The sequence below is a fragment of the Burkholderia sp. MSMB1835 genome (assembly GCF_001526365.1).
GTDB lineage: Bacteria > Pseudomonadota > Gammaproteobacteria > Burkholderiales > Burkholderiaceae > Burkholderia.
The window spans coordinates 40121-62670 of sequence record NZ_LOYP01000058.1 but is presented as its reverse complement, the minus strand read 5'-3'; the positions used below and the strand labels follow the sequence as shown (position 1 = coordinate 62670).

The following is a 22550-nucleotide window of genomic DNA, read 5'->3' as shown; positions in this document are numbered from 1 at the left end:
ATGACCCAAGCCCAGACCGCCGCCGTGCAACCCGACGCGATTCCCGTTGCCGCACCGGCCCCGCAACGCTGGCGCGTCGCCGACGTCGTCGCGCTGTTCGAGTTGCCGTTCAACGACCTGATGTTCCGCGCGCAGCAGGTGCATCGCGAGCACTTCGACGCGAACGCGGTGCAGTTGTCGACGCTGCTGTCGATCAAGACGGGCGGCTGCGAGGAAGATTGCGGCTACTGCTCGCAGTCGTCGCACCACGACACGGGCCTGAAGGCCGAGAAGCTGATGGACGTCGACGCGGTGCTCGACGCCGCGCGCGCGGCGAAGGCGAACGGCGCGAGCCGCTTCTGCATGGGCGCCGCGTGGCGCAACCCGAAGGAGCGTCACATGCCGGCGCTGACCGAGATGGTGCGCGGCGTGAAGGAACTCGGCCTCGAAACCTGCATGACGCTCGGCATGCTCGAGGACGAGCAGGCGCAGCAGCTCGCCGACGCGGGCCTCGACTACTACAACCACAATCTCGACACGTCGCCGGAGTTCTACGGCCAGGTGATCTCGACGCGCACCTACCAGGATCGCCTCGACACGCTCGACCGCGTGCGCGACGCAGGCATCAACGTGTGCTGCGGCGGCATCATCGGGATGGGCGAATCGCGCCGCGAACGCGCCGGGCTGATTTCGCAGCTCGCGAACCTGAACCCGTATCCGGAGTCGGTGCCGATCAACAACCTCGTCGCGATCGAAGGCACGCCGCTCGAAGGCACCGCGCCGCTCGATCCGTTCGAGTTCGTGCGCACGATCGCGGTCGCGCGCATCACGATGCCGAAGGCGGTCGTGCGCCTGTCGGCCGGCCGCGAGCAGCTCGACGACGCGATGCAGGCGATGTGCTTCCTCGCCGGTGCGAACTCGATGTTCTACGGCGACCAGTTGCTGACGACGAGCAACCCGCAGACGCAGCGCGACCGCGCGCTGTTCGAGCGCCTCGGGATTCGCGCGAGCCAGGCCGCTGCGCTGGCGGAAAACGCGTAAGCGGTCACGGCCGGCGCGCCGCGCCCGCCAATGAAAAAGCCGGGGCATGCCCCGGCTTTTCTTCATCCGATCGTCTGCACCGGATTCCCCTGCGCTTCACGGATCACCGTCTTCTCCACCCGCCAGCGCACGCCATCGAGCCCGTCGATCGCGTACTCGCCGGCACGCGGCTTCAGCGTGCGCGCCAGCGCCTGCACGGTCGCATCGGTGAGCCGCAGCGTCAGCGTGCCGTCTTCGTCGGTCACGCCGTTCGCGTCGCCGCGCACGAACCGCACCGCGCCGTCGTGACCGACGAGGCGAAACGGCCGGTCGAACGGCAGCCGCAGCGGCAGCAGCGTGACGAGTTCGTCGACCTGCCGTGCGCCGACGGTGAGCTCGATCACCGGCGCGCGCAGCAGCCGCTTGCGGGTTTCCCAGCCGAGCACGTCGGTAAACAGATAGCCGCTCGCCGAGCCATCGCGCTGCGTCCCCGCGTCGACCTGCTCGCGCACGTCGGCGCGTTCGAGCAACGACGCGCGGCCGAGATCGGTCACCCACAGCGGCATGTGCGGCAGCAACGTGTCGAGCAGCGCGCGCGTGCGCCAGCGCTTCGCGGCACGTTCCTCGTCGAGCGTCAGCCCGACGACCTGCAGGAACGCGAGACGGCCGTGCGGCGTGTCGATCGCCGGCAGTTCCGGATCGAACGCGAAGCCCATCGAGCAGAGCGCCGTATCGGTATCGAGCGCGATCGGGCCGTTGGCCGTCATCCAGTGGCCGTCGTCGAACGCGTTGCCGGTCTGGAACACGTAGCGTGCGAGATTCTGCAGGAAGCTGAACACCCAGCGAGGCGGTTCGTCGTCGCCGGCCGCGCACGCCACGCGCATCGTCAACTCGAAGCCGAAGCCGCTGACGGCCGGATCGTCCGACTCCTTCGCATACAGCTCGCTCAGCCCGTACGTGACGAAATGCCAGTGCGGTACGGGTTCCGCGCGCTGCCACACGCTGATCCCGTCGAGCGGATCGGAGCCGCCGAGCCGCCACTTGACCAGCGTGCCGTAGTGCTTCGGCGCCTGGCCCGGATAAAGGCGCGCGAGCGCAGCGTCGATCGCGTCCCAGCCGGGCGCGGCATCGTCGTCCGCGCCGTCATGCGTATCGTGCGTGGCGTCCGTCATGTGGCCCTCTCTCCCCGGCGATGTCGTGTTTTGTGGCGTTGGTACGTGCGTCACACGTGCGACGTCGCGCCGTCGAGCGCCGCGCGCACGCGCTCGACGCGCTGCGCGTCGATGGGCGCCAGCACCTCGCCGCGCGGCCGCACGCCCGAGCCGAAATGCACCGCGCGCACGCCGGTGGCGCGCACGAAATCGCCGACCGCCTCGATCGTGAGCCCCGAGCCGGCCAGCACCGTGCAGGTCGTGCCCGCCGCCTGCCGCACGAGCCGCGTGATCGTCGCGACCGCATCGAGCACCGACGGATGGCCGCCCGACGTCAGCACGGACGTGACGGCCGGCACGCGCAGCAGCGCGTCGAATGCGGCGTTCAGATCGCGCGCGACGTCGAACGCGCGGTGGAACGTGAGCGCGCGCCCGTCCGCGGCGGCCGCGATGCGGGCCAGCGCGCCGAGATCGACGTCGCCGCGCGCATCGAGCGCGCCGAACACGACGCCGTTCGCGCCGGCGGCGACGGCCGCCCGCACGTCGCGCTCGATCACGCGCAGGTCGTCGGCGTCATAGACGAACGAGCGGCTGTGCGGACGCACGATCACGTTGACGGGAATCGGCACGGCGGCCACGACGGCCTCGATCAGCCCGACGCTCGGCGTCAGCCCGCCTTCGGTGATCGCGGTCACGAGTTCGAGGCGGTCGGCGCCCGCGCGGGCGGCGGCCTTCGCATCGCCGACGGTCGTGGCGATCACTTCGAGGAGAACGGAAGAAGCGGCGTGTCGGTTCATGGGCGGCCCGCGAATCGTCTGGACAATTCGCGCATCCTAGCCGAGCCGCGCGACGGACGCCAGCGTGCTGGCGGCCGCGCGCGTCGGTCGCGTACGTCGGTCGCGTACGTCGGTCGCGTACGTCGGCCGCGTACGTCGGTTACGTACGTCAGCCGCGTATTTCAGCCGCGCCGCACGAGCCAGATGCCGACGAGCGCGGACAACGCCGTCACCGCGGTGCCCGGCATGAACCGGAACATGCGCGCGTCGAAGTACGCTCCCTGCTGCTGCATCACGTCGACGATCGCCGGTGTGAGCAGGAGCATCGTCCAGCCCACCATCCCGAGCGCGGTGGTCGCGGCCGCGACGAGCAGCACGATGCCCGCGCCGCGCGCACGCGGCCGGAATGCACCGGCAAACGCGCCCGCGAAGAGCAGTACGGCCGACACCGCGAACAGCACGGCGACGAATACGGCCGTCGCGCCCGCCTGGCCGACTTTCAGGAACGCGGCCATTTGCGCGGCAAGCACGCAGAAGCCGGCGATCGAGAACAGCGCGATCGCCAGCGCGTTGCGCACGACGCTCACGCAACGGCCTGCCGGAAATACGCGGTCGCCGGGCGCCGGAACAGCAGGTAGACGAACAGCGCGAACAGCAGGACGCCCGGGATCAGCACCGCGAGCATCGACGCCGGCATGTTGATCAACGAAAACGCCATGCCGAACACGAACGTCACGACATAGGCGTTGCGCGACCATTCGCGCCCCTTGAGGATCGCGATGCCGATCACGACGTGCGCGGCTTCGATGATCATGCTGATGCCGAACGTCGCCCAGACGGGCAGCAGGTAGTGCGACATCAGCGCCTGGGTGGTCGGCATGCCGATCGAGAACGGCGTGTAGACGCAGGTGATCGCGTTGGTCACGATGATGATCCACGCGAGGATGGTCAGCGAAATCGGTCTTTTCATGGTGTTTTCCTTTTTATATTCGCCGCCATGGTGGCCCCCGGGACGGCGCGCGCACGGTCACGACTACCGCGCTCGCGCCATTGTCGGGGAACCGCACGGCGAACGCAACGGACGTCCCCGCGCCGTCGCTCGCCGCATCCGGACCGCGTGCCGCTAGGCGGCCTGCTCGTCGTCGTCGCTCCAGTCGATATCGCCGCACAGCACGCGCTGCGCCTCGCCGACGCGCACGGCCACCGACAGCGTCACGCACGGCTGCGCCTCGTTGATCGACAGGTACGGCCGCGTGACCTGCACGCGCCCCGGTTCGGCGATCGCCGAGCGGAAATACGGCCGGCGCAGCCAGTTCGCGCCCTGCGCGTCCGCCAGCGGCGAAAAGCGCGCCTCGGCCAGCGCGCGATCGGCGCGCAGCACGACGTTGCGGCCCGACTGACGGCCCTGTGCGTCGAGCAGGAAACAGCGCGCGGCCGCGTCGAGCGCGAGGAAGTTCCAGCACACCTCGTCGAGCGGCTCGCCGGCTTCGAGGCGCTCGGCCGCGCGCTCGAACGCGCGCAGGTACGGGGCGAGCCGCTGCGTGTCGCGTCGCTCGCGCGCTTCGGTCTGCTGACGAAAGCGCTCGGTCAGCTCGCCGATGCAGCCGGTCGCGGCCGCGCTGTCGGGCAGCCCCGGCGCCGGCCGGCCGAAGTAGTAGCCCTGCACGAAATCGGCCTCGCACGACAGCGCGATCTGCGCTTCGTGCTCGGTCTCGATCCCTTCGACGAGCACCAGCTTGCCGGCCTCGTGCAACAGCGTCACGAGCCCGTGCAGGATCGCGGTGAGCCCCGTGCGATGCGCCGCGTGCGACAGCATGATCCGGTCGAGCTTCACGATGTCCGGGTTCAGCTGCCAGATCCGCTCGAGGTTCGAATGGCCGGCGCCGAAATCGTCGAGCGCGATCAGGAAACCGTGCGTGCGGAACTCGCGCACGGCCTCCGCGAGCCGCTCGACGTCCTCCGCGCGCTGTTCGAGCACTTCGAGCACGATGCGCCGCGGCGGCATGCCGAGCCGCTTCAGGTTCGCGAGCAGCGCGGCCGCCTGGAACGGATCCGTGAGCACGCCCGGATGGACGTTGAGAAACAGCCACTCGCGCTCCGCGCCGAGCAGCGCGAAGTTCTCCAGATGCAGCGCCTGCGCGAGCCGGTCGAGCTGCAGCAGTTCGCCGCGGCGCGCGGCTTCGCCGAACACGTCGAGCGGCGACACGGCGCGGTCGAGCGCATCGTGCGCGCGCAGCAGCGCCTCGTAGCCGACCGCACGCTGGTGCGACAGGCTGAATATCGGCTGGAATACGGTCGTGAGCGTCAGGTCGCGGTGCTGCGTCGCGAGCCGTTCGAAGCCGGAGCTCATCTCCCGCTCGAACCGGTACGGCGACGCGGCGGCCGGACGCTCCTGTTGCACGATCGTCATGCCCTTCTCCTGGTGATGCAGTCGAACGCGGCGTCCGGCGATACGGACGACGAACGGGACGGCGCGCGCAATGTCATGGTTGGACCCTCGGTTGCCCGGCTCGGGCCGGGCGGCTTGTCCACCTTCAAGCAAGCTCCGTGCAAGGTGCGCGGACCCCATGCGCCGCACGGCCGCGCCGGGCCGCCGCACCACCGTGGCGCACCGCCGGCGCACCATTTCCGTGCGCACGCACCGGCCGCTCGAGCGCATCCGTCACGTCGGCACGCTACACTCCGTACGACCGTTTCATTCTGCCTATCCGCCGTATCGATGGAAATCGTCTTCACAGTCCTCATTCTGCTGCTGACCGTCGCGCTGTCCGGCGCCGTCACGCGCCTCCTGCCGTTGCAACTGCCGCTGCCGCTGATGCAGATCGCGTTCGGCGCGATGCTCGCGTGGCCGAAGCTGAACCTGCACGTCACATTCGACCCCGAAATCTTCATGCTGCTGTTCATTCCGCCGCTGCTGTTCGCGGACGGCTGGCGAATTCCCAAACGCGAGCTTTACCTGCAGCGCCGCGCGATCCTGATGCTCGCGTTCGGGCTCGTGTTCATGACGGTACTCGCAGTCGGCTACTTCGCGCATTGGCTGATTCCCGAGTTGCCGCTGCCGATCGCGTTCGCGCTCGCGGCGGTGCTGTCGCCGACCGACGCGGTCGCGCTGTCCGGCATCGCAGGCAAGGGGCGCATTCCGCCGCAACTGATGCACATCCTCGAAGGCGAGGCGCTGATGAACGACGCGTCGGGCCTCGTCGCGCTGAAGTTCGCGATCGCGGCCGCGCTGACCGGCGTGTTCTCGCTGCGCGCCGCGTCGGTCACGTTCGTGATCGTCGCGGCCGGCGGGCTCGCGACGGGCGCGATCGTGTCGTGGGTGTTCAGCGCGCTGTCGACGCGCTTCCTGAATGCCGAGCAGGAAGGCGACCCGGCCCCCGGCATCGTGATGACGCTGCTGGTGCCGTTCGCGGCCTACCTGTTCGCCGAGCACCTCGACCTGTCGGGCGTGCTCGCGGCCGTGTCGGCCGGGATGATGATGAATTACACGAGCTTCTCGCGCAAAAGCACCGTCGCGTCGCGCGTGCGCGCCGAAAGCACGTGGGCGATGATCGAGTTCGTGTTCAACGGCATGGTGTTCATCATGCTCGGGCTGCAGTTGCCGCACATCATCGGCCGCGCGCTCGTCGACGCGCACCATACGAGCGACGCGCTGGTCGGCCGCATGATCTTCAACGTGTGCGCGATGATGCTCGCGCTGTATGCGATCCGCTTCCTGTGGGTGTGGCTGCTGCGCTGGTTCGCGAGCCGCCGCGCCGCGCGCCACGGCCTCGCCGGCACGATGGCCGGCGTGCGCACGATCGCGGTGATGACGGTCGGCGGCGTGCGCGGCGCGGTCACGCTCGCCGGCGTGCTGTCGATTCCGGTCGCGCTGTCCGACGGCGCGCCGCTGCCGGGCCGCGACACCGCGGTCTTCATCGCGTCGGCCGTGATCCTGGGCTCGCTGATCGTCGCGGTGATCGGTCTGCCGCTGCTGCTGCGCGGCGTGCGCTCCACGCGCAACCCGCTCGGCGACGAGGAGCGCCTCGCACGCTCGGCCGCCGCGCAGGCCGCGATCCGCGCGGTCGATTCGTCGCACGACGCGATCTCGGCCGATCTCGACGAATCGGGCGCGGCACGCTGCGCGGACATCTCCGCACGCGTGATGGACCAGTACCGCCGCCGGCTGGCCGCGCTGGCCGAAGACGGCCCCACGCCGCGTGCGCAAGCGCAGCAGGCCGAAACGATGGAGCTGCAGATGCGGATCGCGGCCGTGCGCGCGGAACGCTCGGCGCTGTATCGGCTGCGCAGCGACAGCAAGATTTCCGACGAGACGCTGACGAAGCTGCTTCGCGAGATCGACCTGTCCGAAACCGCGCTGTCGACGCGCAAGAAAGGCATTCTTTGAGCGACCGGCCGCGGCCTGCGCACCGCCGCCCGCGGGCATGAAAAAACGGCGACGCATCGGCGTCGCCGTTTTCGCCTCCGCTCGCGATCGCGTTACTTCGCGACGACGACCGGAATCCCCTTCAGCATCCCCGCGCCCTTCATCTCGTCGAGCGCGTGCTGCACGGCCGCGCTCGTCGCCGCGTCGATGCCGAGCTGCAACGCGAGCTCGCGTTCCGCGCGCTTCACGCCGGCGAGGTTACGCACCTTCACGTGGCCGAAGCCGCGCACGCGCGCGTGCAGGTCGGCCAGTTGCACCACCTGCGCCGCATTGCCGGGCGTCATCGCGGCGAACGCACGCGCGAGCGTGGTCTCATAGTCGTCGACCAGCGCGCGCTCCATCTTGCGCTCGACCGTGCGGCCGAACGGATCGAGCCACGTGCCGCGCAGGCTGCGCACGCGCGCCAGCATGCCGAGCACCGGCCACATCCACTGGCCGAACATGCGCTTCTTCGGCGTGCCGCCGTCGCTGCCGGCCTTCGCGACCGTCGGCGGCGCCAGGTTGAACTTCACGCGGTACGCGTGGCCCGGCACGCCTTCGAACTGCGCTTCGAGCGCCGAGCGGAACGCGTCGTCGGTGTACAGCCGCGCGACTTCGTATTCGTCCTTCACCGCGAGCAGCCGGTAGAACGTCGTCGCGACCGCGCGCGTGAGCGCGTCGTCGCCCTTCGCGCGCGCCGCGTTCACCAGCGCACGGTAGCGCTCGACGTAGCGCGCGCCGCCGTATGCGTCGAGGCGCGCTTCGCGATCGGCGATCAGCTCGGCGAGCGTCTCCGGCGCGGCGTGGGCGGCCACCGCATGCCGCGCGTTCCACAACGCATCGAGGCCCGCCGCGTCGCCGGCCGCCATCCGGCCGATCGAGAACGCGAGCTTGTTCATCGGCACCGCGACGTTGTTCAGCTCGATCGCGCGCATCATCGCGGCGAGCGACACCGGTACGAGGCCGAGCTGCCACGCGTAGCCGAGCATCAGGATGTTCGCGCCGATCGAATCGCCCAAGAACTTCGCGGCGAGCGCCTGCGCGTCGCAGCTCGACAGGTAGCCGTCGCCGGCCGCGTGGCGCATCTTCTCGAGCAGCGCATCCGCGTGCAGGTTCGCGTCGGGGTTCTGCACGAACGACGCATTCGGGATCCGGTGCGTGTTGACGACGATTCGCGAACGCGCGTGGCGCACCGTCTGCAGCGCTTCGGCGCTCGCGCCCACGACCATGTCGCACGCGAGCAGCACGTCGGCTTGCTGCGTGTCGATGCGCACCTGGTTCAGCCAGCGGTCGCTGGACGCGATCCGCACGAACGACAGCACCGAGCCGCCCTTCTGCGCGAAGCCCATGAAGTCGAGCACCGATGCGCTCTTGCCTTCGAGGTGCGCGGCCATGCTGATCAGCGCGCCGACCGTCACGACGCCGGTGCCGCCGACGCCCGTCACCAGCATGTCGAACGGCGCCGCGTCGAGATGCGTCGCCGGCACCGGCAACGCGTCGACGCGCGCGGCGAGCGCCGCTTCGTCGAATGCGGCGCCGGCCGCCTTCTTCAGCGCCGCGCCTTCGACCGTCACGAAGCTCGGGCAGAAGCCGTTCACGCACGAATAGTCCTTGTTGCACGACGACTGGTCGATGCGGCGCTTGCGGCCGAGCGGCGTTTCGAGCGGCTCGACCGACAGGCAGTTCGACTGCACGCCGCAATCGCCGCAGCCTTCGCACACCGCGTCGTTGATGAACAGGCGCTTGTCCGGGTCGGGGAATTCGCCTTTCTTGCGGCGGCGGCGCTTCTCGGCCGCGCAGGTCTGGTCGTAGATCAGCACGGTGACGCCCGGCGTCTCGCGCAATTCGCGCTGCACCGCGTCGAGTTCGCTGCGGTGATGGAACGTCGTGCCGGCCGGGAACTGCCCGTGATGGCCGTCGTACTTCTGCGGCTCGTCGGACACCACGACGAAGCGCGACACGCCTTCCGCCTCGACCTGCCGCGCGATCTGCGGCACCGAGATGCTGCCGTCGACCGGCTGGCCGCCCGTCATCGCGACCGCGTCGTTGTAGAGGATCTTGTACGTGATGTTCGCTTTCGCGGCGACCGCCTGGCGGATCGCGAGGATGCCCGAGTGGAAGTAGGTGCCGTCGCCGAGGTTCTGGAACACGTGCTTCGTGTTCGTGAACATCGCGTGCGCGGCCCAGTCGACGCCCTCGCCGCCCATCTGGATCAGCCCGGTCGTGTCGCGTTCCATCCACGACGCCATGAAGTGGCAGCCGATGCCGGCCTGCGCGATCGAGCCTTCCGGCACCTTCGTCGACGTGTTGTGCGGGCAGCCCGAGCAGAAGTACGGCGTGCGCTTCACCGCATCGGCCTCGTTCGACAGGATCTGCGGCGCGACGAGATCGACGACGCGCTCGCGGCGATCGAGCGCCGGCTTGTGCCGTGCGAGCCAGTCGGCGAACACCGGCAGGATGCGCGACGGACGCAGCTCGCCGAGCTCGGACAGCAGGCACGCGCCGGCCACGTCATGCTTGCCGAGCACGCGCGGGCGCGCGCCTTCGGTGCGGTTGTACAGGTAATCCTTGATCTGCTGCTCGATGACCGGGCCTTTCTCCTCGATCACCAGCACTTCGGCAAGCCCGTCGACGAAGGTCTCGAGCCGCGTCATTTCGAGCGGATACGACAGGCCGACCTTGTAGATCCGCACGCCGGCCGCGTCGAGATCGGCGACCGTCAGGTCGAGGCGGCGCAGCGCTTCCATCAGGTCGAGGTGCGCCTTGCCGCAGGTGACGATCCCGACGTTCGCGTGCGCGCTCGGCGCGATCCACTTGTCGATGCTGTTGGCGCGCGCGAAATGGCGGACCGCGTCGAGCTTCGCCGCGAGGCGCGCCTCGATCGTGAGGCTCGGCAGGTCGGGCCAGCGGTTGTGCAGGCCGCCCGCGGGCGGCGTGAACCCTGCCGGCGCCGGCCAGCGCGTCTGCAATGCATCGAGGTCGACGGTCGAGCCCGACTCGACCGTTTCCGAGATCGCCTTGAAGCCGACCCACGCACCCGAGTAGCGCGACAGCGCCCAGCCGTACAGGCCGAATTCGAGCATGTCGGCGATGTTCGACGGGTTCACGACCGGCATGTGCCACGCCATCATCGCGAAGTCGCTCTGGTGCGGCATCGACGACGACACGCAGCCATGGTCGTCGCCCGCGACGACCAGCACGCCGCCGTGCGGCGACGAACCGTACGCGTTGCCGTGCTTCAGCGCGTCGCCCGCGCGATCGACGCCCGGGCCCTTGCCGTACCACATCGCATACACGCCCTCGACCGTGCGCTCGGGGTCGGCCTCGACCCGCTGCGTGCCGAGCACGGCCGTGCCGCCGAGTTCCTCGTTGATCGCGGGCAGGAAGCGCACGCCGCTCGCGTCGAGCAGTTTCTTCGCCTTCCACAGCTGCTGGTCGACCATGCCGAGCGGCGAGCCGCGGTAGCCGCTGACGAAGCCGGCCGTGTTCAGCCCCTGCTCGACGTCGGCCGCGCGCTGCATCAGCAGCAGGCGGATCAGCGCCTGCGTGCCGGTCAGGAAGATCCGGCCGCGCGTCGCGGTCAGGTTGTCGGTCAGGCGGTAGTCGGACAGGGCAGGCGTGCCGTCGACGGGCAGGCGGGCGGTCATGGGGGGAGTCTCCGGATTGTGCTGTTCTGGGCCGTGCGCGGCGGGGCGTCGGATGACGCGCCGGTGCCGGCAGCGAATGGCTCTATTTTTTCGCGCGCCGCCGAGAATGTTTTTCCTCATCTTGCTCGGACCGGCGCACGGCGAGAAAAACTGCGCAGCTTTTGGCCGACATTTGAGAGAGTTTTCGCGCGGGCGGCAGGAGCGCGGTGGGTGATGCGTCGGCGGTGGTCGACGCTCGGGCGGAAAAGCCTGCGCAGGTCGCAAGGGTCGCCGCCCGACCGGCGATCGGCGCGCGAACCCCGACCGACAAGGGTTTCGGCGGCATCGGCCGTCACCCTCACCAATGAAATGCACAGCGTTCCGAGTGGCCGGAAACGACGGATGTCCACAACGCCGCCCCCTTCGGCCGATCGGGCTCGCGTGCTCACCGTTCGATTGCACAGCATTTCGAGTGGCGTCGGGGCCGGGATGTCCACATCCGGAATCGACACGCGGGACGCTCGGCAGCGGCGCTCACCGTCGAAATTCACAGCTTGGCGAGTGGGTCGCGGCGATGGATATCCACATCGGAAATCGCGGGGTTTCGTCGGTCCTCTGCTTGCGCTCACCGCTCGAATACACAGCGTCGAGCATGGGTTTGGAGGGCGGATAGCCTCGCCGGAACCCGCATGCCGCGCGATTGCCGGCTCGCACTCACCTTTGAAATACACAGGGTTTCAACTGGCTGCAGGGCAGTTGTCCACATCCGGATCTACGTTGCCTCCTGGCCATCCGGGCACCCCCTCACCGTTGAAAACCACAGCGCTTCGAGTGATCGACCGGCCGGATGTCCTCGCCTGAACACGCAGGCCATGCGATTGCCGACCCACTCTCACCGTTGATATACACAGGGTTTCAACTGGCTGCGGTGGCAGTTGTCCACGTGCGGATTTGCGTTGCCTCCCGGCCATCCGGGCACTCTCACCGTTGAAAACCACAGCGCTTCGAGTGATCGACCGGCCGGATGTCCTCGCCTGAACACGCAGGCCATGCGATTGCCGACCCACTCTCACCGTTGATATACACAGGGTTTCAACTGGCTGCGGTGGCAGTTGTCCACGTGCGGATTTGCGTTGCCTCCCGGCCATCCGGGCACTCTCACCGTTGAAAACCACAGCGCTTCGAGTGATCGACCGGGCCGGATGCCCTCGCTTGAAGACGCTGGCCATGCGATTGCCGACTTATTCTCACCGTTGATATACACAGGGCTTCAACTGGCTGCGGTAGCGGTTTGTCCACGTGCGGATCTGCGTTGCCTCCCGGCCATCCGCGCACCCTCACCGTTGAAAACCACAGCGCTTCGAGTGATCGACCGGGCCGGATGCCCTCGCCTGAACACGCAGGCCATGCGATTGCCGACTCACTCTCACCGTTGATATACACAGGGACTCAACTGGCTGCGGTGGCAATTGTCCACGTGCGGATTTGCGTTGCCTCCTGGCCATCCGGGCACTCTCACCGTTGATATACACAGGGACTCGACTGGCTGCGGTGGCGGTTGTCCACGTGCGGATCCGCGTTGCCTCCCGGCCATCCGGGCATCCTCACCGTTGAAAACCACAGCGCTTCGAGTGATGGAGCGGGCCGGATATCCACATGGACGAGCGTTCTCCGATCGATAACCACCGCGCGTCTCGAAGGACGCCGACGACCGTCCATACTGGAAGCGGCTCATCACGCGATCAGGCACCGATGCTCACCGTCGAGATACACAGTGCCCAGAGTCGTTTCGGTGGACGGATGTCCACACGGCAATGCGCGTAGCCGTTGCTCGCAATCTGGCTCCTCGGCCTGACAGGAACATCGCTTCGCGTGGCGTCGGCGGTCGAACGGCCGCATCCTGAAAGGCGACACGCCGATCGCGGGCTCATGCTCACCATTGAATTGCACAGCGCGCAGAGCCGCTGGAGCAAGCGGCCAAGCGCGTCGAAATCCGCGCGTTGCGAACCACGCACCGGCGCTCACCGTTAGAATGCACAGCCGTTCGATTGGGGGCCGGAGCCGGATATCGACATCGCCCGGCCCGCATGCCCGGGGGCGCATACGCGCGCCATCGGCTAGAATGCGCGTCGCCCCGCACGGCGACACTGGCTCGAAACCCGCGTCGGGGCGGGCGCGCAGCCGGATCGGTCGCGGCACTCACCATTGAATTTCACAGCATTTCGCTTCGTCCGGACGCGAGTTGTCCACACCCCGCTTCATGTCTTGCGCAGCATCCGGTCATCCTCACCGGTGAAAACCACAGGGCGCCGAGTCGTTTCGACGCGCGGATATCCACAACCGGAGGCGCGACCGGATCTTCATCTGCCGATCGACGGACGCCTTGGCGCACGAAATCCCGGAAAAGCCGAAGAGGCTTGTCCGGACGGCCTCGACGGCACACTCACCGTTCAATTGCACAGCGTTTCGAGTGCTTTGGCGGCGTGTTGTCCACATCCCGTCGACGCGGCTTCGTCGCGCCGGCACGCCCGGGCGACGTTATTCCGCGATCGACCGGATGACCTTCGCCGGATTGCCGCCGACCAGCGTATTCGGCGGCACGTCCCGGGTGACGACGGCCGCGGCCGCGACGACCGCGTTCTCGCCGATCGTCACGCCGCCGATGATCGTCGCCCCCGCGCCGATCCACACGTTCCGCCCGATCACGATCGGCTTCGCGACCACGCCGTCGCGTCGCCGCGACGGTTCGACCGGATGACCGGACGTGATGAGGCTGACGTTCGGGCCGATCATCACGTCGTCGCCGATCTCGAGTCCGCCCAGGTCGTAGAACGTGCAGTTCTGGTTGACGAACACGTTGCGCCCGAGCTTCATGCCGGCGCCGCCCGTCGCATGGAACGGCGGGATCAGCACGAAACCGTCGTCCACCTGCGTGCCGATCAGTTCGCCGAACAATGCGCGCACGTCCGCCGCATCGTCGAACGTCAGGCGGTTGAGCCGCGCGGTGATCGCCATCGCCCGTTTGATCTCGGCCACCATGGCCGCCGATTCGGGTGTCCTGCGCGGAATGATCGTGGTGCGATCGTCGTTTGCCATGCGTGACGGGTCTCCATTAGGTGCGGGGTTTGCGCGATGCGTCGGCGATCGCGGGCGAACGGCCGATTGCGTTGCCGCGTGCGCGGAGGCTGCGGATTGGGCCCGGCACATTGTAGTGATGCCGCTTTTTCGCCGGGATTTTCTAGAGGTTCAGTAAATAACTAGTTTTTGCATAACTAGTTATTTACTGAACCTCCGTCACATAAGAGTTTCATCGCGTCTTCCGCCGGCTTCACCCCATGCAGCCGACTCGAACGCGCTCGCCGAGCGCCTCTAGCCGAGCGCCCCTGTCCCAACCTCCCGCGCTCGGGTACGCTTGAGCCTCCACCGGATCGACACCTGCACCCAAACGCGGAGGCGCGATGAAGCTCTACTACTGGCCGAAGACCCGGGCATTCCGGGCACTGTGGATGCTCGAGGAAATCGGTGTGGTGTACGAACTCGTGCCGGTCGATCTGCGCTCGCACGAACAGGGCAGCGATGCGTTCGTGCAGGTCAACCCGATGGCCAAGCTGCCCGCGCTCGACGACGGCGGCGCCCCGTTCGCCGAATCGGGCGCCGTGCTGCTCTATCTCGCCGATCGCTGCCCCGCTGCCGGCCTCGGCATCGCCCCCGACGATCCGCTGCGCGGCCGCTTCCTCCAGTGGATGTTCTTCACGCCGACCTGCCTCGAACCGGCGATGGCCGAGAAATTCACCGGCGCGTCGGGCAATCCGGTCGCGTTCGGCTGGGGCAACATCGCGCGCGTGCAGCGTGCCCTCGCGCAAGCGCTCGCCCACAGTCGCTGGCTCGTCGGCGAGCGCTTCACCGCGGCCGACCTGCTGCTTGCGAGCACGCTGAAGATCGCGTTCGACGCGCATCTGCTGCCGCACGAAGGCGTGCTCGGCGACTACGTCGCGCGCGCCGAGGACCGCGACGCGTTCCGCCGCGCGGTCGCGATCGAACGGCGCGAAGCGGCGCGTCTGCTGCACGCGTGACGCGCACCGGCGCGGCGCCCCGCCGCCGTCGATCACGCCTGCGCGGCCGGCCCCGGCGGCGACGCGCCCGCGTCGATCGTCACGCCCGGCGAACCGCGCGCGTCCGTGTCGACGTCGATCGGCACGACGTCGTGAAAATGCGTGTAATCGATGTGCGTGATGCCGTCCTCGTCGTGCATCAGGTCGACATAGCGGTGGCGCCAGCGGATCTCGCCATGCGCCCATGCATGACGCGCCTGCATGACCTGCGCGGTGGTCTCGTCCGAGCCCTCGATCGTGATCAGCAATTGCGCGTCGCGCGCGGCGAGCGATTCGGGCGTCTCGCCGAACAGCGCGCTCGACTCGTCGATCACGTGCATCAGGTTCCAGCCGAGCAGGAAGATCGGATGCTCGTTGCGCACGAGCGGCAGGTCGTGAATCTTGCGCAGCGAATAGCCCTCGTGCGTGCCTTCGACGCGCATCAACCGCAGCTTCGCCTGCGCCTCGGCAATCACGTTCTGGCGGGCATTCGCGGCGCGCACCATCAGCGTCATCCGGCCGTTCAGCGGCCGCACGATCGCGTAGCGCGCGAACAGGATCTTCGCCTGCGGCCGCGAAAAACGCGCGAACACGAGCCCCGTGGCCAGCGCGATGCCCGACATCCCGACGAAGATCTCGAACGTCGCGACGAGGTGCGCATAAACCGTCTGCGGATGCATGTCGCCGTAGCCGACGGTCGCGAGCGTCTCGACGCTGAAGAAGAACGCGCCGCCGAAGCCGGCCGGCGACTGGTTCGCGATCGGCGCATGGCCGAGCAGGTAGAGCGTCGCGAAACCGCCGTTGAGCAGCAGGAACAGCACCGCGAGCGACAGGAAGAACACGGGCCAGCTCACCGTCAGCGCGCGGTGATAGAAATCGCGCCAGCCGAGCGGCGGCATCCCGTACGCGATCACCGGGCGGGTGCCCGACCAGATCTTGCGGCCACGGCCGCGGGAGGCTGGGGAGGACGAATCGACGTTCATCGCGCGGCGCCGGTTGCAGGGAGGCGATGAGCGTAGCACGCGCGGCAGCGGCCGGGAATGCGGAGCGGTTCGGAACGGAAACCCGCCGCGCAGCCGCGAAAAAAAACCGGCCGCACGAGCGGCCGGCTGCGTCGTCATGCGGGCTCGCGCGCGGCGCCCGCCGCGATCACTTCCGATCGACGATCACCTGGTCGAACGTGCCGCCGTCGGCGAAATGGGTCTTCTGCGCGTTCGCCCAGCTGCCGAAGACCTGCTCGACGCTGAATGTCTTCAGCGGCTTGAACTCGGCCGCATGTTTCTTCAGCACGGCCGCGTCGCGCGGGCGCAGATGGTGCTGCGCGATGATCTCCTGCGCTTGCGGCGTGTACAGGTAGTCGAGATACGCCTGCGCGACCTTGCGCGTGCCTTTCTTGTCGACCACCTTGTCGACGACGGCGACGGGCGGCTCCGCGAGGATGCTCGCCGACGGATACACGGCGTCGAACTGCGCGCCCGACGCGCCCGTGTCCATCAGCGCGACCTCGTTCTCGAACGTGACGAGCACGTCGCCGATGCCGCGCTGCGTGAACGTCGTCGTCGCGCCGCGACCGCCCGAATCGAGCACCGGCACGTTGCGGAAGATCGCCTTCTCGAAGTCGAGCGCCTGCTGGTCGGTCGCGCCCTTCTGCTTCTGGAAGCCCCAGGCGGCGAGATACGCATAGCGGCCGTTGCCCGACGTCTTCGGGTTCGCGATGATCACCTGGACGCCCGGCTTCGCGAGATCGCTCCAGTCCTTGATCGCCTTCGGGTTGCCCTTGCGCACGAGGAACACCATCGTCGTCGAGTACGGCGAACTGTTGTCCGGGAAGCGCGCGCGCCAGTCCTTCGGCAGCAACTGGCCGCGCTCGGCGAGCAGGTCGATGTCGTTCGGCTGGTTCATCGTCACGACGTCGGCCTGCAGCCCCTGCAGCACCGACAGCGCCTGCGCGCTCGACGCGCCGTGCGACTGCTTGATCGTGACCGTCTCGCCGGTCTTCTGCTTGTAGGCGGCGGCAAAGCTCGCGTTGATGTCCTTGTACAGCTCGCGCGTCACGTCGTACGACACGTTCAGGATCGACGTGTCCGCATGCGCGGCCGTCGCCGCCACGACCAGCGCCGCCGCCGCGCCCGTGTGCAGCCAGCGGCCGATCCCCTTGATGCTTGCCATCGTGATATGCCCCGTTTCCAGTGGTGGTGAATGTGCGTGACCGCACGCGTACGCGCCGTCATCGAAACGTAAGCGGGCATTCTAGCGGCCGGGCGCAGCGCGCCTTCCAATCAGTCGTGAAAAGCAAATCTCGAATCCTGCTAAACAACGGCCGGGGCTCGCGCGCCCCGCCGACCCGGTGTTAAGATCGCCGCTCAGCCCATTCACGGTTCATCCATGTCCGCTACCCTGCGCTCGCCCTCGATCCTCGCCGCCGTCGCGGCAGGTGCGCGCGCGGCCGGGCTGAAACTGAAAAAACGACTCCTCGACTGACGGGGACGTCGCGTCCCGTCAGGCGAATGCCGGACGGGATGCCCGCAGGTCGTTTCATTCTCCTTGCACGCATGCCTCGCTCCGGCCCCCCGCCGGCGGAACGGTTCCTTCCCACTCCGTTTCCACCATGAGGCTTTGCATGAACACACGTTTCGAAGGTATCTGGCTGCCGATCATCACGCCGTTCCACCACGGCGAGGTCGATCACGCGGCGCTCGCGCGGCTCGCACGCCGTTATGCGGCTGCCGGCATCGCAGGCTTCGTCGCGGGCGCGACGACCGGCGAAGGCGTGCTGCTCGACGCGCGCGAACAGGACGCGGTGTTCGCGACGCTGCGCGACGCGGCGCCCGCGCTGCCGATCGTCGTCGGGCTGACCGCGAGCGCGACGCATTTCGCGGCCGCCCGCGCGCGGGAGCTCGCGGCGCTGCGCCCCGACGGGCTGCTCGTCACGCCGCCCGTCTACGTGCGGCCGACGCAGGACGGCATCCGCCGCCATGTGGAGGCGATCGTCGACGCGGCCGACCTGCCCGTGCTCGTCTACAACATCCCGTACCGCACCGGCGTAAACGTCGAACTGGACACGCTGCAGGCGCTCGCACGCGATCCGCGCATCGCGGGCATCAAGGAATGCGGCGGCACGCTCGACCGGATGAGCCGGCTCGTGCACGACACGCCGCTCGCGATCCTCTCCGGCGACGACAACCAGAACTTCGCGGCGATGTGCGCGGGCGCGCACGGCGCGATCGCGAGCAGCGCGCACGTGCTGCCCGAATGGCATGTGCGGATTCATGCGTGGCTGCGCGACGGGCGGCTCGCCGACGCGCGGCGCCTGTCGGTCGCGCTGCAGCCGCTCGTCGCGGCGCTGTTCGCGGAACCGAACCCGGCGCCGGTGAAGGCCGTGCTCGCCGCGCAAGGGTGGTGCGAGGACGGGTTGCGGCTGCCGTTCGTGCCGGCGAGCGACGAGTTGCGGGAGAGGTTGGGCAGGCTCCGTACGGCGCTCGAGGAAATCGAACCGCACGCTGCGACTGTATGAGCGGCCCGTCGTGCATCGGGGGCCGGCGACCGCCGGCTTCCAGCCCGCCAGATTGTTTCAGACTGTCAGAACCACAGACATGCCGTACCGAGCGAGATGCCCATCGGCAGTGACGAGCTGCAGGGGTTCATGCTGGGCCTGCGCAACGAGCAGCCGATCGAACGGGTCGCGATGATGGCCCGGCAAGTTGCGTACGGCTGCCCCGTGTACGGCCTGGACCGGCAGTTCGCGGAACCCGCTCGCCCGAAGCACGCGAACTAGCCGATCCACGTCGACATCGAGCTTCCCCAAGCCGGCCTTGATCGCGGCTTCCCAGATACTCGCGCTGCTGACGAACCGCTCGTCGGCATCCGCGATCAGCCTGCGTGCTCGGGCGCTGAGCTTCGGGTCATCGGTCACGCCCCAAAAGAAGATATGCGTATCGAGCAGCAACCGCATCAGCGCCCTTCGAAAGCAGCCAGCACGTCGTCGGGCAGCGGTGCGTCGAAGTCGTCCGCAATCCGAACCTGACCTTGCAGGAGCCCGAACCGAATGGGCCGTTTGACGGATACGGACCGATCCCCGGATGCTGGCGGATTCGAGATCGCGGTTTCCTCGCCGGAAATCGGATCGTCGACTTGTTGCAATGGACTGGCCGTGGTGCCGGGAATATTTGCGCGTTGCATGATGACCTCCGCTTTGGATGCCACCACTGTAGTCAAGTCGGCCCGAACGATCCATTCAGCCGAATGGGGGATGCCTGCCGGATCTCGGCGGCTCGTCACGCCGCGAGCGCCACGCCGCCCTCCTCCGTCGCCCCCCGCACCGCCTGCGTCACGATCCGTGCAAGCCGATCGACCGTCGGGGTCGCCGACGACGTGCGCCGCAACAGGATCAGCGGCAGGCTCGGCAGCGCCGGCAGCCCGCACGACGCGGCATCGAGCACGCGCACCGACGCCGGCAGCCCGTAATGCGAGCGCACGGTCAGCCCGAGCCCCGCCGCCGCGGCCGCCCATAGCCCGGCCAGGCTCGGCGTCGTGAACGCGACGCGCCACGGCACGCCGGCACGATCGAGCGCATCGGTCGCCGCGCCGAAGAACCGGCACGGCCGGTCGAACACGACGAGCGGCAACGGCTCGTCCGTCGCCCGCACGGCACGGCCGCCGGCTTCGTCGACGCCGCCTTCCCCACCCGCGTCCCCGCCGCCATCCGGCACACCGAAACCACCGCCCGCCGCCGCGCCGATCCATTGCATCGGCACCTGCGCGATCGCTTCGCCGTCGATCCCCGCCCGCGACACGAGCGCCGCCGACGCCGGATCGCCCCACACGAGCGCCAGATCGAGCTGGTTCGCATCGAGCCGGTCGAGCAGATCGGCGTTGCGCGCCACGCGCGCCTCGATCTTCACCTTCGGATGCGCACGCGCGAACCGCCCGAGCACGTCCGGCAGGATCGCCTCGCCGAAATCCTCCTGCAGCCCGACGCGTACCCAGCCGTCGAGCTTCACGCCGCGCACGGCCGCGGCCGCCTCGTCGTTCAGCTCGATCATCCGCCGCGCGTAGCGCAGCATCGCGTCGCCGGCATCGGTCAGCGCGAGCCCGCGCCCCGCTTTCACGAACAGCGGCGTGCCGGCCTGCTCCTCGAGCTTGCGGATCTGCGCGCTCACCGCCGACGACGAGCGCGCGACACGATCCGCCGCCTTCGCGAAACTGCCGAGATCCACGCCCGCGACGAGGCTGCGCAGCGCCGCGACGTCGAAGTTGGGCCGCGCCAGCGCGGCATCGGCCATCGCGAGCGGCTCGCCGCCGTCGCGCGGAATGTCTTGTTCGGGCATCTCAATCATCCTGTTTCATCGAACGATTCATCCAAAACTTTCCGATTTTCAGGATGAATGTAGGCGGCCAGACTGTATCCGTCAACCTCGAACCGGGCCTGCCGCCATGGATACCTCGTGCATCGCTTCCCCCTCTTCGCCTGCCCGCGACGTGCGCGGGCCGGCCCATCGCTGGCGCGTGCTGGCCGCCGGCGTCGCCGCCAACATGAGCTTTTCGGCCGCCGCGGCCGGCATTCCGACCACGGCCGTGTGGATGCGCGCCGCGTACCATCTGGACAACGGCGCACTCGGCCTCGTGCTCGGCGCGCTCGGCTTCGGCGTCGCGCTGTCCGAGCTGCCGTGGGGAATCGCCGCCGACCGCTTCGGCGATCGCCGCGTGCTGCTGACCGGGCTCGTCGCGACGGCCGCGATGCTCGCGCTGATGGTGGGCACGATCGTCCCGACCGCGCACGCGGCGCCGCCGCTGATGCGCGTCGTCGCGGCGATGGCCTGCGTCGGCCTGCTCGGCGGCAGCGTGAACGGTTCGAGCGGGCGCGCGGTAATGCGCTGGTTCGGCGAGCGTGAACGCGGGCTCGCGATGAGCATCCGCCAGACGGCCGTGCCGCTCGGTGGCGGCCTCGGCGCGGCGCTGCTGCCGTCGCTTGCATCGCACGCGGGATTCGCTGCGGTCTATGGCGCGCTGATGCTGCTGTGCGCGGGTTCGGCCGCGCTCACGTGGCGCTGGTTGCACGAGCCGCCCGACGTGCCCCGTGTCGCGCAGGCGGCCCTGACGCAGGCGGCCCCGACGCAGTCGCTCCTCACGCAGGCAGCCCACGGACAGTCGGCGCCGTCGCAGTCCGCCGCGCAATCGCCTGCGCATCCATCCGCGCGCCCCGCGCGCAGCCCGCTTGCGCGCGGGGCCATCTGGCGCATCGTGCTCGGCATCGGCCTGCTGTGCGCGCCGCAATTCGCGGTGCTCACGTTCGCGACGGTGTTCCTGCACGATTTCGGCCGGCTCGGCCTCGCCGGCATCAGCGCGGCGATGGTCGCGCTGCAGCTCGGCGCGATGACGATGCGCGTCTGGAGCGGCCGCCATACCGACCGGCACGGCAACCGGCGCGCGTACCTGCGCGGCTCCGTGCTCGTCGCGGCCGGGTCGTTCGCGCTGCTCGCGGCGGTGACGGCCGGCAGCCCGCATGTGCCGCTCGCCGCGATCGTCGCGATTCTCGTGTTCGCCGGCATCTGCGTGTCGGCCTGGCACGGCGTCGCGTACACGGAGCTGGCGACGCTCGCGGGCGCGAACCACGCGGGCACCGCGCTCGGGATGGCGAACACGATCGTCTATCTCGGGCTGTTCGCGACGCCGCTCGCGATTCCGCCGCTGCTCGCCGCGAGTTCGTGGAGCGTGGTGTGGCTCGCGGCGGCGTTGATCGCGGGCGCGACCTATCCGCTGTTCGCGGTGAGATAGCCGCCGCCCGTTCCCCCCGTTCCCCCCATTCCGCGCGGGCGGCGCGGCGAAGATACCGGCGCCCGCGCCCCCCGTCAGACCGCCTCGCGCGCCAGCGCACGCCGCGCGGCCGGCCGTTCGGCTTCGCGCTGCGCATGGGCAGTCCATGCGGGATGTCGGGTCATGTCGAGCCCGATCGCGACGCCCCAGCGATACAGCACCAGCAGGAACGGATCGACGATCGAATGCGCGCCCGGTTCGGCCCACGTGCGGCCGTCGGCCAGCAAGGCTTCGATCGACGCGTTCGCGGCCTCGATCGTGCTGCGTCCCTGCGCGCTGATCGCGCCGTGCAGCGCCGGATCGTCGATGAAGCGGCCCGGCCGCCACAGCGCGCCGTAGCCGACGCCATGCACCCAGCCGACCAGCCAGGCGAGCCATTCGTGGCAGCGCGCCTCGCGCAGCGGATCGCCGAGCGGCAGCAATTGCGCATCCGGGTAGCGGCGCGCGAGATACGTGAGGATCGCCGGCGTTTCGGTCAGCACGCGCGGTTCGCCCGGAATCGCGAGCACCGGCACGCGCGCCTTCGCGTTGATCGCGAGGTAGCGCGCTTCGAGGTTCTGCCGCTCCTTCACCGAGACGATCTCGATGTCGAACGGCGCGCCGGTTTCCTCCAGCGCGATGTGGGCGGCGAGCGAGCAGGCGCCCGGCGAAAGATAGAGACGATAGGCGTTCATGGCGGTGTGACCCCG

General features: G+C 68.9%; 18 protein-coding genes. 5 read left to right on the top strand and 13 right to left on the bottom strand.

Features of this window, described 5'->3' with window-relative positions:
- Entirely contained in the window at window positions 1-1020 is a 1020-nt protein-coding gene (bioB, locus tag WS96_RS29285; RefSeq protein ID WP_059837309.1) for a biotin synthase BioB, read from the top strand.
- Window positions 1021-1082: 62 nt separating this feature from the next.
- Here the strand turns inward: bioB and WS96_RS29280 are convergent, their stop codons facing one another.
- From WS96_RS29280 to WS96_RS29260, 5 genes are all read right to left on the bottom strand, one after another.
- Window positions 1083-2171, bottom strand: coding sequence for a suppressor of fused domain protein (locus tag WS96_RS29280; RefSeq protein ID WP_059837307.1), 1089 nt, complete (start codon window positions 2169-2171; stop codon window positions 1083-1085).
- A gap of 50 nt (window positions 2172-2221) precedes the next feature.
- Window positions 2222-2947, bottom strand: a complete 726-nt coding sequence (locus WS96_RS29275; RefSeq protein ID WP_059837306.1) for a copper homeostasis protein CutC — start codon at window positions 2945-2947, stop codon at window positions 2222-2224.
- A gap of 161 nt (window positions 2948-3108) precedes the next feature.
- Window positions 3109-3513, bottom strand: coding sequence for a hypothetical protein (locus WS96_RS29270; protein WP_059837305.1), 405 nt, complete (start codon window positions 3511-3513; stop codon window positions 3109-3111).
- Entirely contained in the window at window positions 3510-3896 is a 387-nt protein-coding gene (locus WS96_RS29265) for a hypothetical protein (protein ID WP_059837303.1), read from the bottom strand. Before WS96_RS29265 ends, WS96_RS29270 begins: the two co-directional genes overlap by 4 nt.
- Window positions 3897-4049: 153 nt before the next feature.
- Window positions 4050-5336, bottom strand: a complete 1287-nt coding sequence (locus tag WS96_RS29260; protein WP_059837301.1) for a sensor domain-containing phosphodiesterase — start codon at window positions 5334-5336, stop codon at window positions 4050-4052.
- A 309-nt stretch (window positions 5337-5645) separates the two neighbouring features.
- Here WS96_RS29260 and WS96_RS29255 point away from each other — a divergent pair, with 309 nt between their 5' ends.
- Window positions 5646-7313 (top strand): Na+/H+ antiporter, encoded by a 1668-nt coding sequence (locus WS96_RS29255; RefSeq protein ID WP_059837299.1) that lies wholly within the window; start codon window positions 5646-5648, stop codon window positions 7311-7313.
- Between the two features lie 92 nt (window positions 7314-7405).
- Here the strand turns inward: WS96_RS29255 and WS96_RS29250 are convergent, their stop codons facing one another.
- Complete coding sequence (locus WS96_RS29250) at window positions 7406-10978, bottom strand: indolepyruvate ferredoxin oxidoreductase family protein (RefSeq protein ID WP_059837297.1); 3573 nt, start codon at window positions 10976-10978, stop codon at window positions 7406-7408.
- A gap of 2517 nt (window positions 10979-13495) precedes the next feature.
- Complete coding sequence (locus WS96_RS29245) at window positions 13496-14053, bottom strand: DapH/DapD/GlmU-related protein (RefSeq protein WP_059821967.1); 558 nt, start codon at window positions 14051-14053, stop codon at window positions 13496-13498.
- Window positions 14054-14415: 362 nt separating this feature from the next.
- On the opposite strand from WS96_RS29245, the gene WS96_RS29240 reads away from it, so the two are divergent.
- Window positions 14416-15030, top strand: a complete 615-nt coding sequence (locus tag WS96_RS29240) for a glutathione S-transferase family protein (RefSeq protein WP_034208533.1) — start codon at window positions 14416-14418, stop codon at window positions 15028-15030.
- Between the two features lie 32 nt (window positions 15031-15062).
- Here WS96_RS29240 and WS96_RS29235 read toward each other — a convergent pair whose 3' ends face one another.
- Both WS96_RS29235 and WS96_RS29230 read right to left on the bottom strand, forming a co-directional pair.
- A complete protein-coding gene (locus WS96_RS29235; RefSeq protein ID WP_059837295.1) occupies window positions 15063-16031 on the bottom strand; it encodes an ion channel in 969 nt (322 codons plus the stop codon).
- Window positions 16032-16197: 166 nt separating this feature from the next.
- A complete protein-coding gene (locus WS96_RS29230; protein WP_059837293.1) occupies window positions 16198-17217 on the bottom strand; it encodes a sulfate ABC transporter substrate-binding protein in 1020 nt (339 codons plus the stop codon).
- Window positions 17218-17668: 451 nt separating this feature from the next.
- Here WS96_RS29230 and dapA point away from each other — a divergent pair, with 451 nt between their 5' ends.
- On the top strand, window positions 17669-18562 hold the full coding sequence (dapA, locus tag WS96_RS29225; RefSeq protein WP_059837291.1) for a 4-hydroxy-tetrahydrodipicolinate synthase: 894 nt from the start codon (window positions 17669-17671) through the stop codon (window positions 18560-18562).
- A gap of 57 nt (window positions 18563-18619) precedes the next feature.
- Here dapA and WS96_RS29220 read toward each other — a convergent pair whose 3' ends face one another.
- From WS96_RS29220 to WS96_RS29210, 3 genes are all read right to left on the bottom strand, one after another.
- Window positions 18620-19000: a type II toxin-antitoxin system VapC family toxin gene (locus WS96_RS29220; RefSeq protein WP_059837289.1), complete on the bottom strand. Its 381-nt coding sequence runs from the start codon at window positions 18998-19000 to the stop codon at window positions 18620-18622.
- Entirely contained in the window at window positions 19000-19227 is a 228-nt protein-coding gene (locus WS96_RS29215; RefSeq protein WP_059837347.1) for a hypothetical protein, read from the bottom strand. The genes WS96_RS29220 and WS96_RS29215 overlap by 1 nt, the downstream gene beginning before the upstream one ends.
- A 95-nt stretch (window positions 19228-19322) precedes the next feature.
- Window positions 19323-20375, bottom strand: coding sequence for a LysR substrate-binding domain-containing protein (locus tag WS96_RS29210; protein ID WP_059837287.1), 1053 nt, complete (start codon window positions 20373-20375; stop codon window positions 19323-19325).
- Window positions 20376-20481: 106 nt separating this feature from the next.
- Between WS96_RS29210 and WS96_RS29205 the strand changes: the two genes are divergently transcribed.
- The gene (locus WS96_RS29205; protein ID WP_059837285.1) at window positions 20482-21822 is read left to right on the top strand and encodes an MFS transporter; all 1341 of its coding nucleotides are present in this window, start codon (window positions 20482-20484) and stop codon (window positions 21820-21822) included.
- A 74-nt stretch (window positions 21823-21896) separates the two neighbouring features.
- Here the strand turns inward: WS96_RS29205 and WS96_RS29200 are convergent, their stop codons facing one another.
- Window positions 21897-22535: a glutathione S-transferase family protein gene (locus WS96_RS29200; protein WP_034208541.1), complete on the bottom strand. Its 639-nt coding sequence runs from the start codon at window positions 22533-22535 to the stop codon at window positions 21897-21899.
- Window positions 22536-22550 lie beyond the last annotated feature (15 nt).

Bases quoted from the DNA above. Each gene is read 5' to 3' on its own strand.
- WS96_RS29215 (WP_059837347.1), bottom strand. From the start codon at position 19,227: ATGCAACGCGCAAATATTCCCGGCACCACGGCCAGTCCATTGCAACAA.
- WS96_RS29240 (WP_034208533.1), top strand. From the start codon at position 14,416: ATGAAGCTCTACTACTGGCCGAAGACCCGGGCATTCCGGGCACTGTGG.
- WS96_RS29260 (WP_059837301.1), bottom strand. From the start codon at position 5,336: ATGACGATCGTGCAACAGGAGCGTCCGGCCGCCGCGTCGCCGTACCGG.
- WS96_RS29280 (WP_059837307.1), bottom strand. From the start codon at position 2,171: ATGACGGACGCCACGCACGATACGCATGACGGCGCGGACGACGATGCC.
- WS96_RS29250 (WP_059837297.1), bottom strand. From the start codon at position 10,978: ATGACCGCCCGCCTGCCCGTCGACGGCACGCCTGCCCTGTCCGACTAC.
- WS96_RS29235 (WP_059837295.1), bottom strand. From the start codon at position 16,031: ATGAACGTCGATTCGTCCTCCCCAGCCTCCCGCGGCCGTGGCCGCAAG.
- WS96_RS29200 (WP_034208541.1), bottom strand. From the start codon at position 22,535: ATGAACGCCTATCGTCTCTATCTTTCGCCGGGCGCCTGCTCGCTCGCC.
- dapA (WP_059837291.1), top strand. From the start codon at position 17,669: ATGAACACACGTTTCGAAGGTATCTGGCTGCCGATCATCACGCCGTTC.
- WS96_RS29265 (WP_059837303.1), bottom strand. From the start codon at position 3,896: ATGAAAAGACCGATTTCGCTGACCATCCTCGCGTGGATCATCATCGTG.
- WS96_RS29255 (WP_059837299.1), top strand. From the start codon at position 5,646: ATGGAAATCGTCTTCACAGTCCTCATTCTGCTGCTGACCGTCGCGCTG.
- WS96_RS29205 (WP_059837285.1), top strand. From the start codon at position 20,482: ATGGATACCTCGTGCATCGCTTCCCCCTCTTCGCCTGCCCGCGACGTG.
- WS96_RS29220 (WP_059837289.1), bottom strand. From the start codon at position 19,000: ATGCGGTTGCTGCTCGATACGCATATCTTCTTTTGGGGCGTGACCGAT.
- WS96_RS29245 (WP_059821967.1), bottom strand. From the start codon at position 14,053: ATGGCAAACGACGATCGCACCACGATCATTCCGCGCAGGACACCCGAA.
- bioB (WP_059837309.1), top strand. From the start codon at position 1: ATGACCCAAGCCCAGACCGCCGCCGTGCAACCCGACGCGATTCCCGTT.
- WS96_RS29210 (WP_059837287.1), bottom strand. From the start codon at position 20,375: ATGCCCGAACAAGACATTCCGCGCGACGGCGGCGAGCCGCTCGCGATG.
- WS96_RS29275 (WP_059837306.1), bottom strand. From the start codon at position 2,947: ATGAACCGACACGCCGCTTCTTCCGTTCTCCTCGAAGTGATCGCCACG.
- WS96_RS29230 (WP_059837293.1), bottom strand. From the start codon at position 17,217: ATGGCAAGCATCAAGGGGATCGGCCGCTGGCTGCACACGGGCGCGGCG.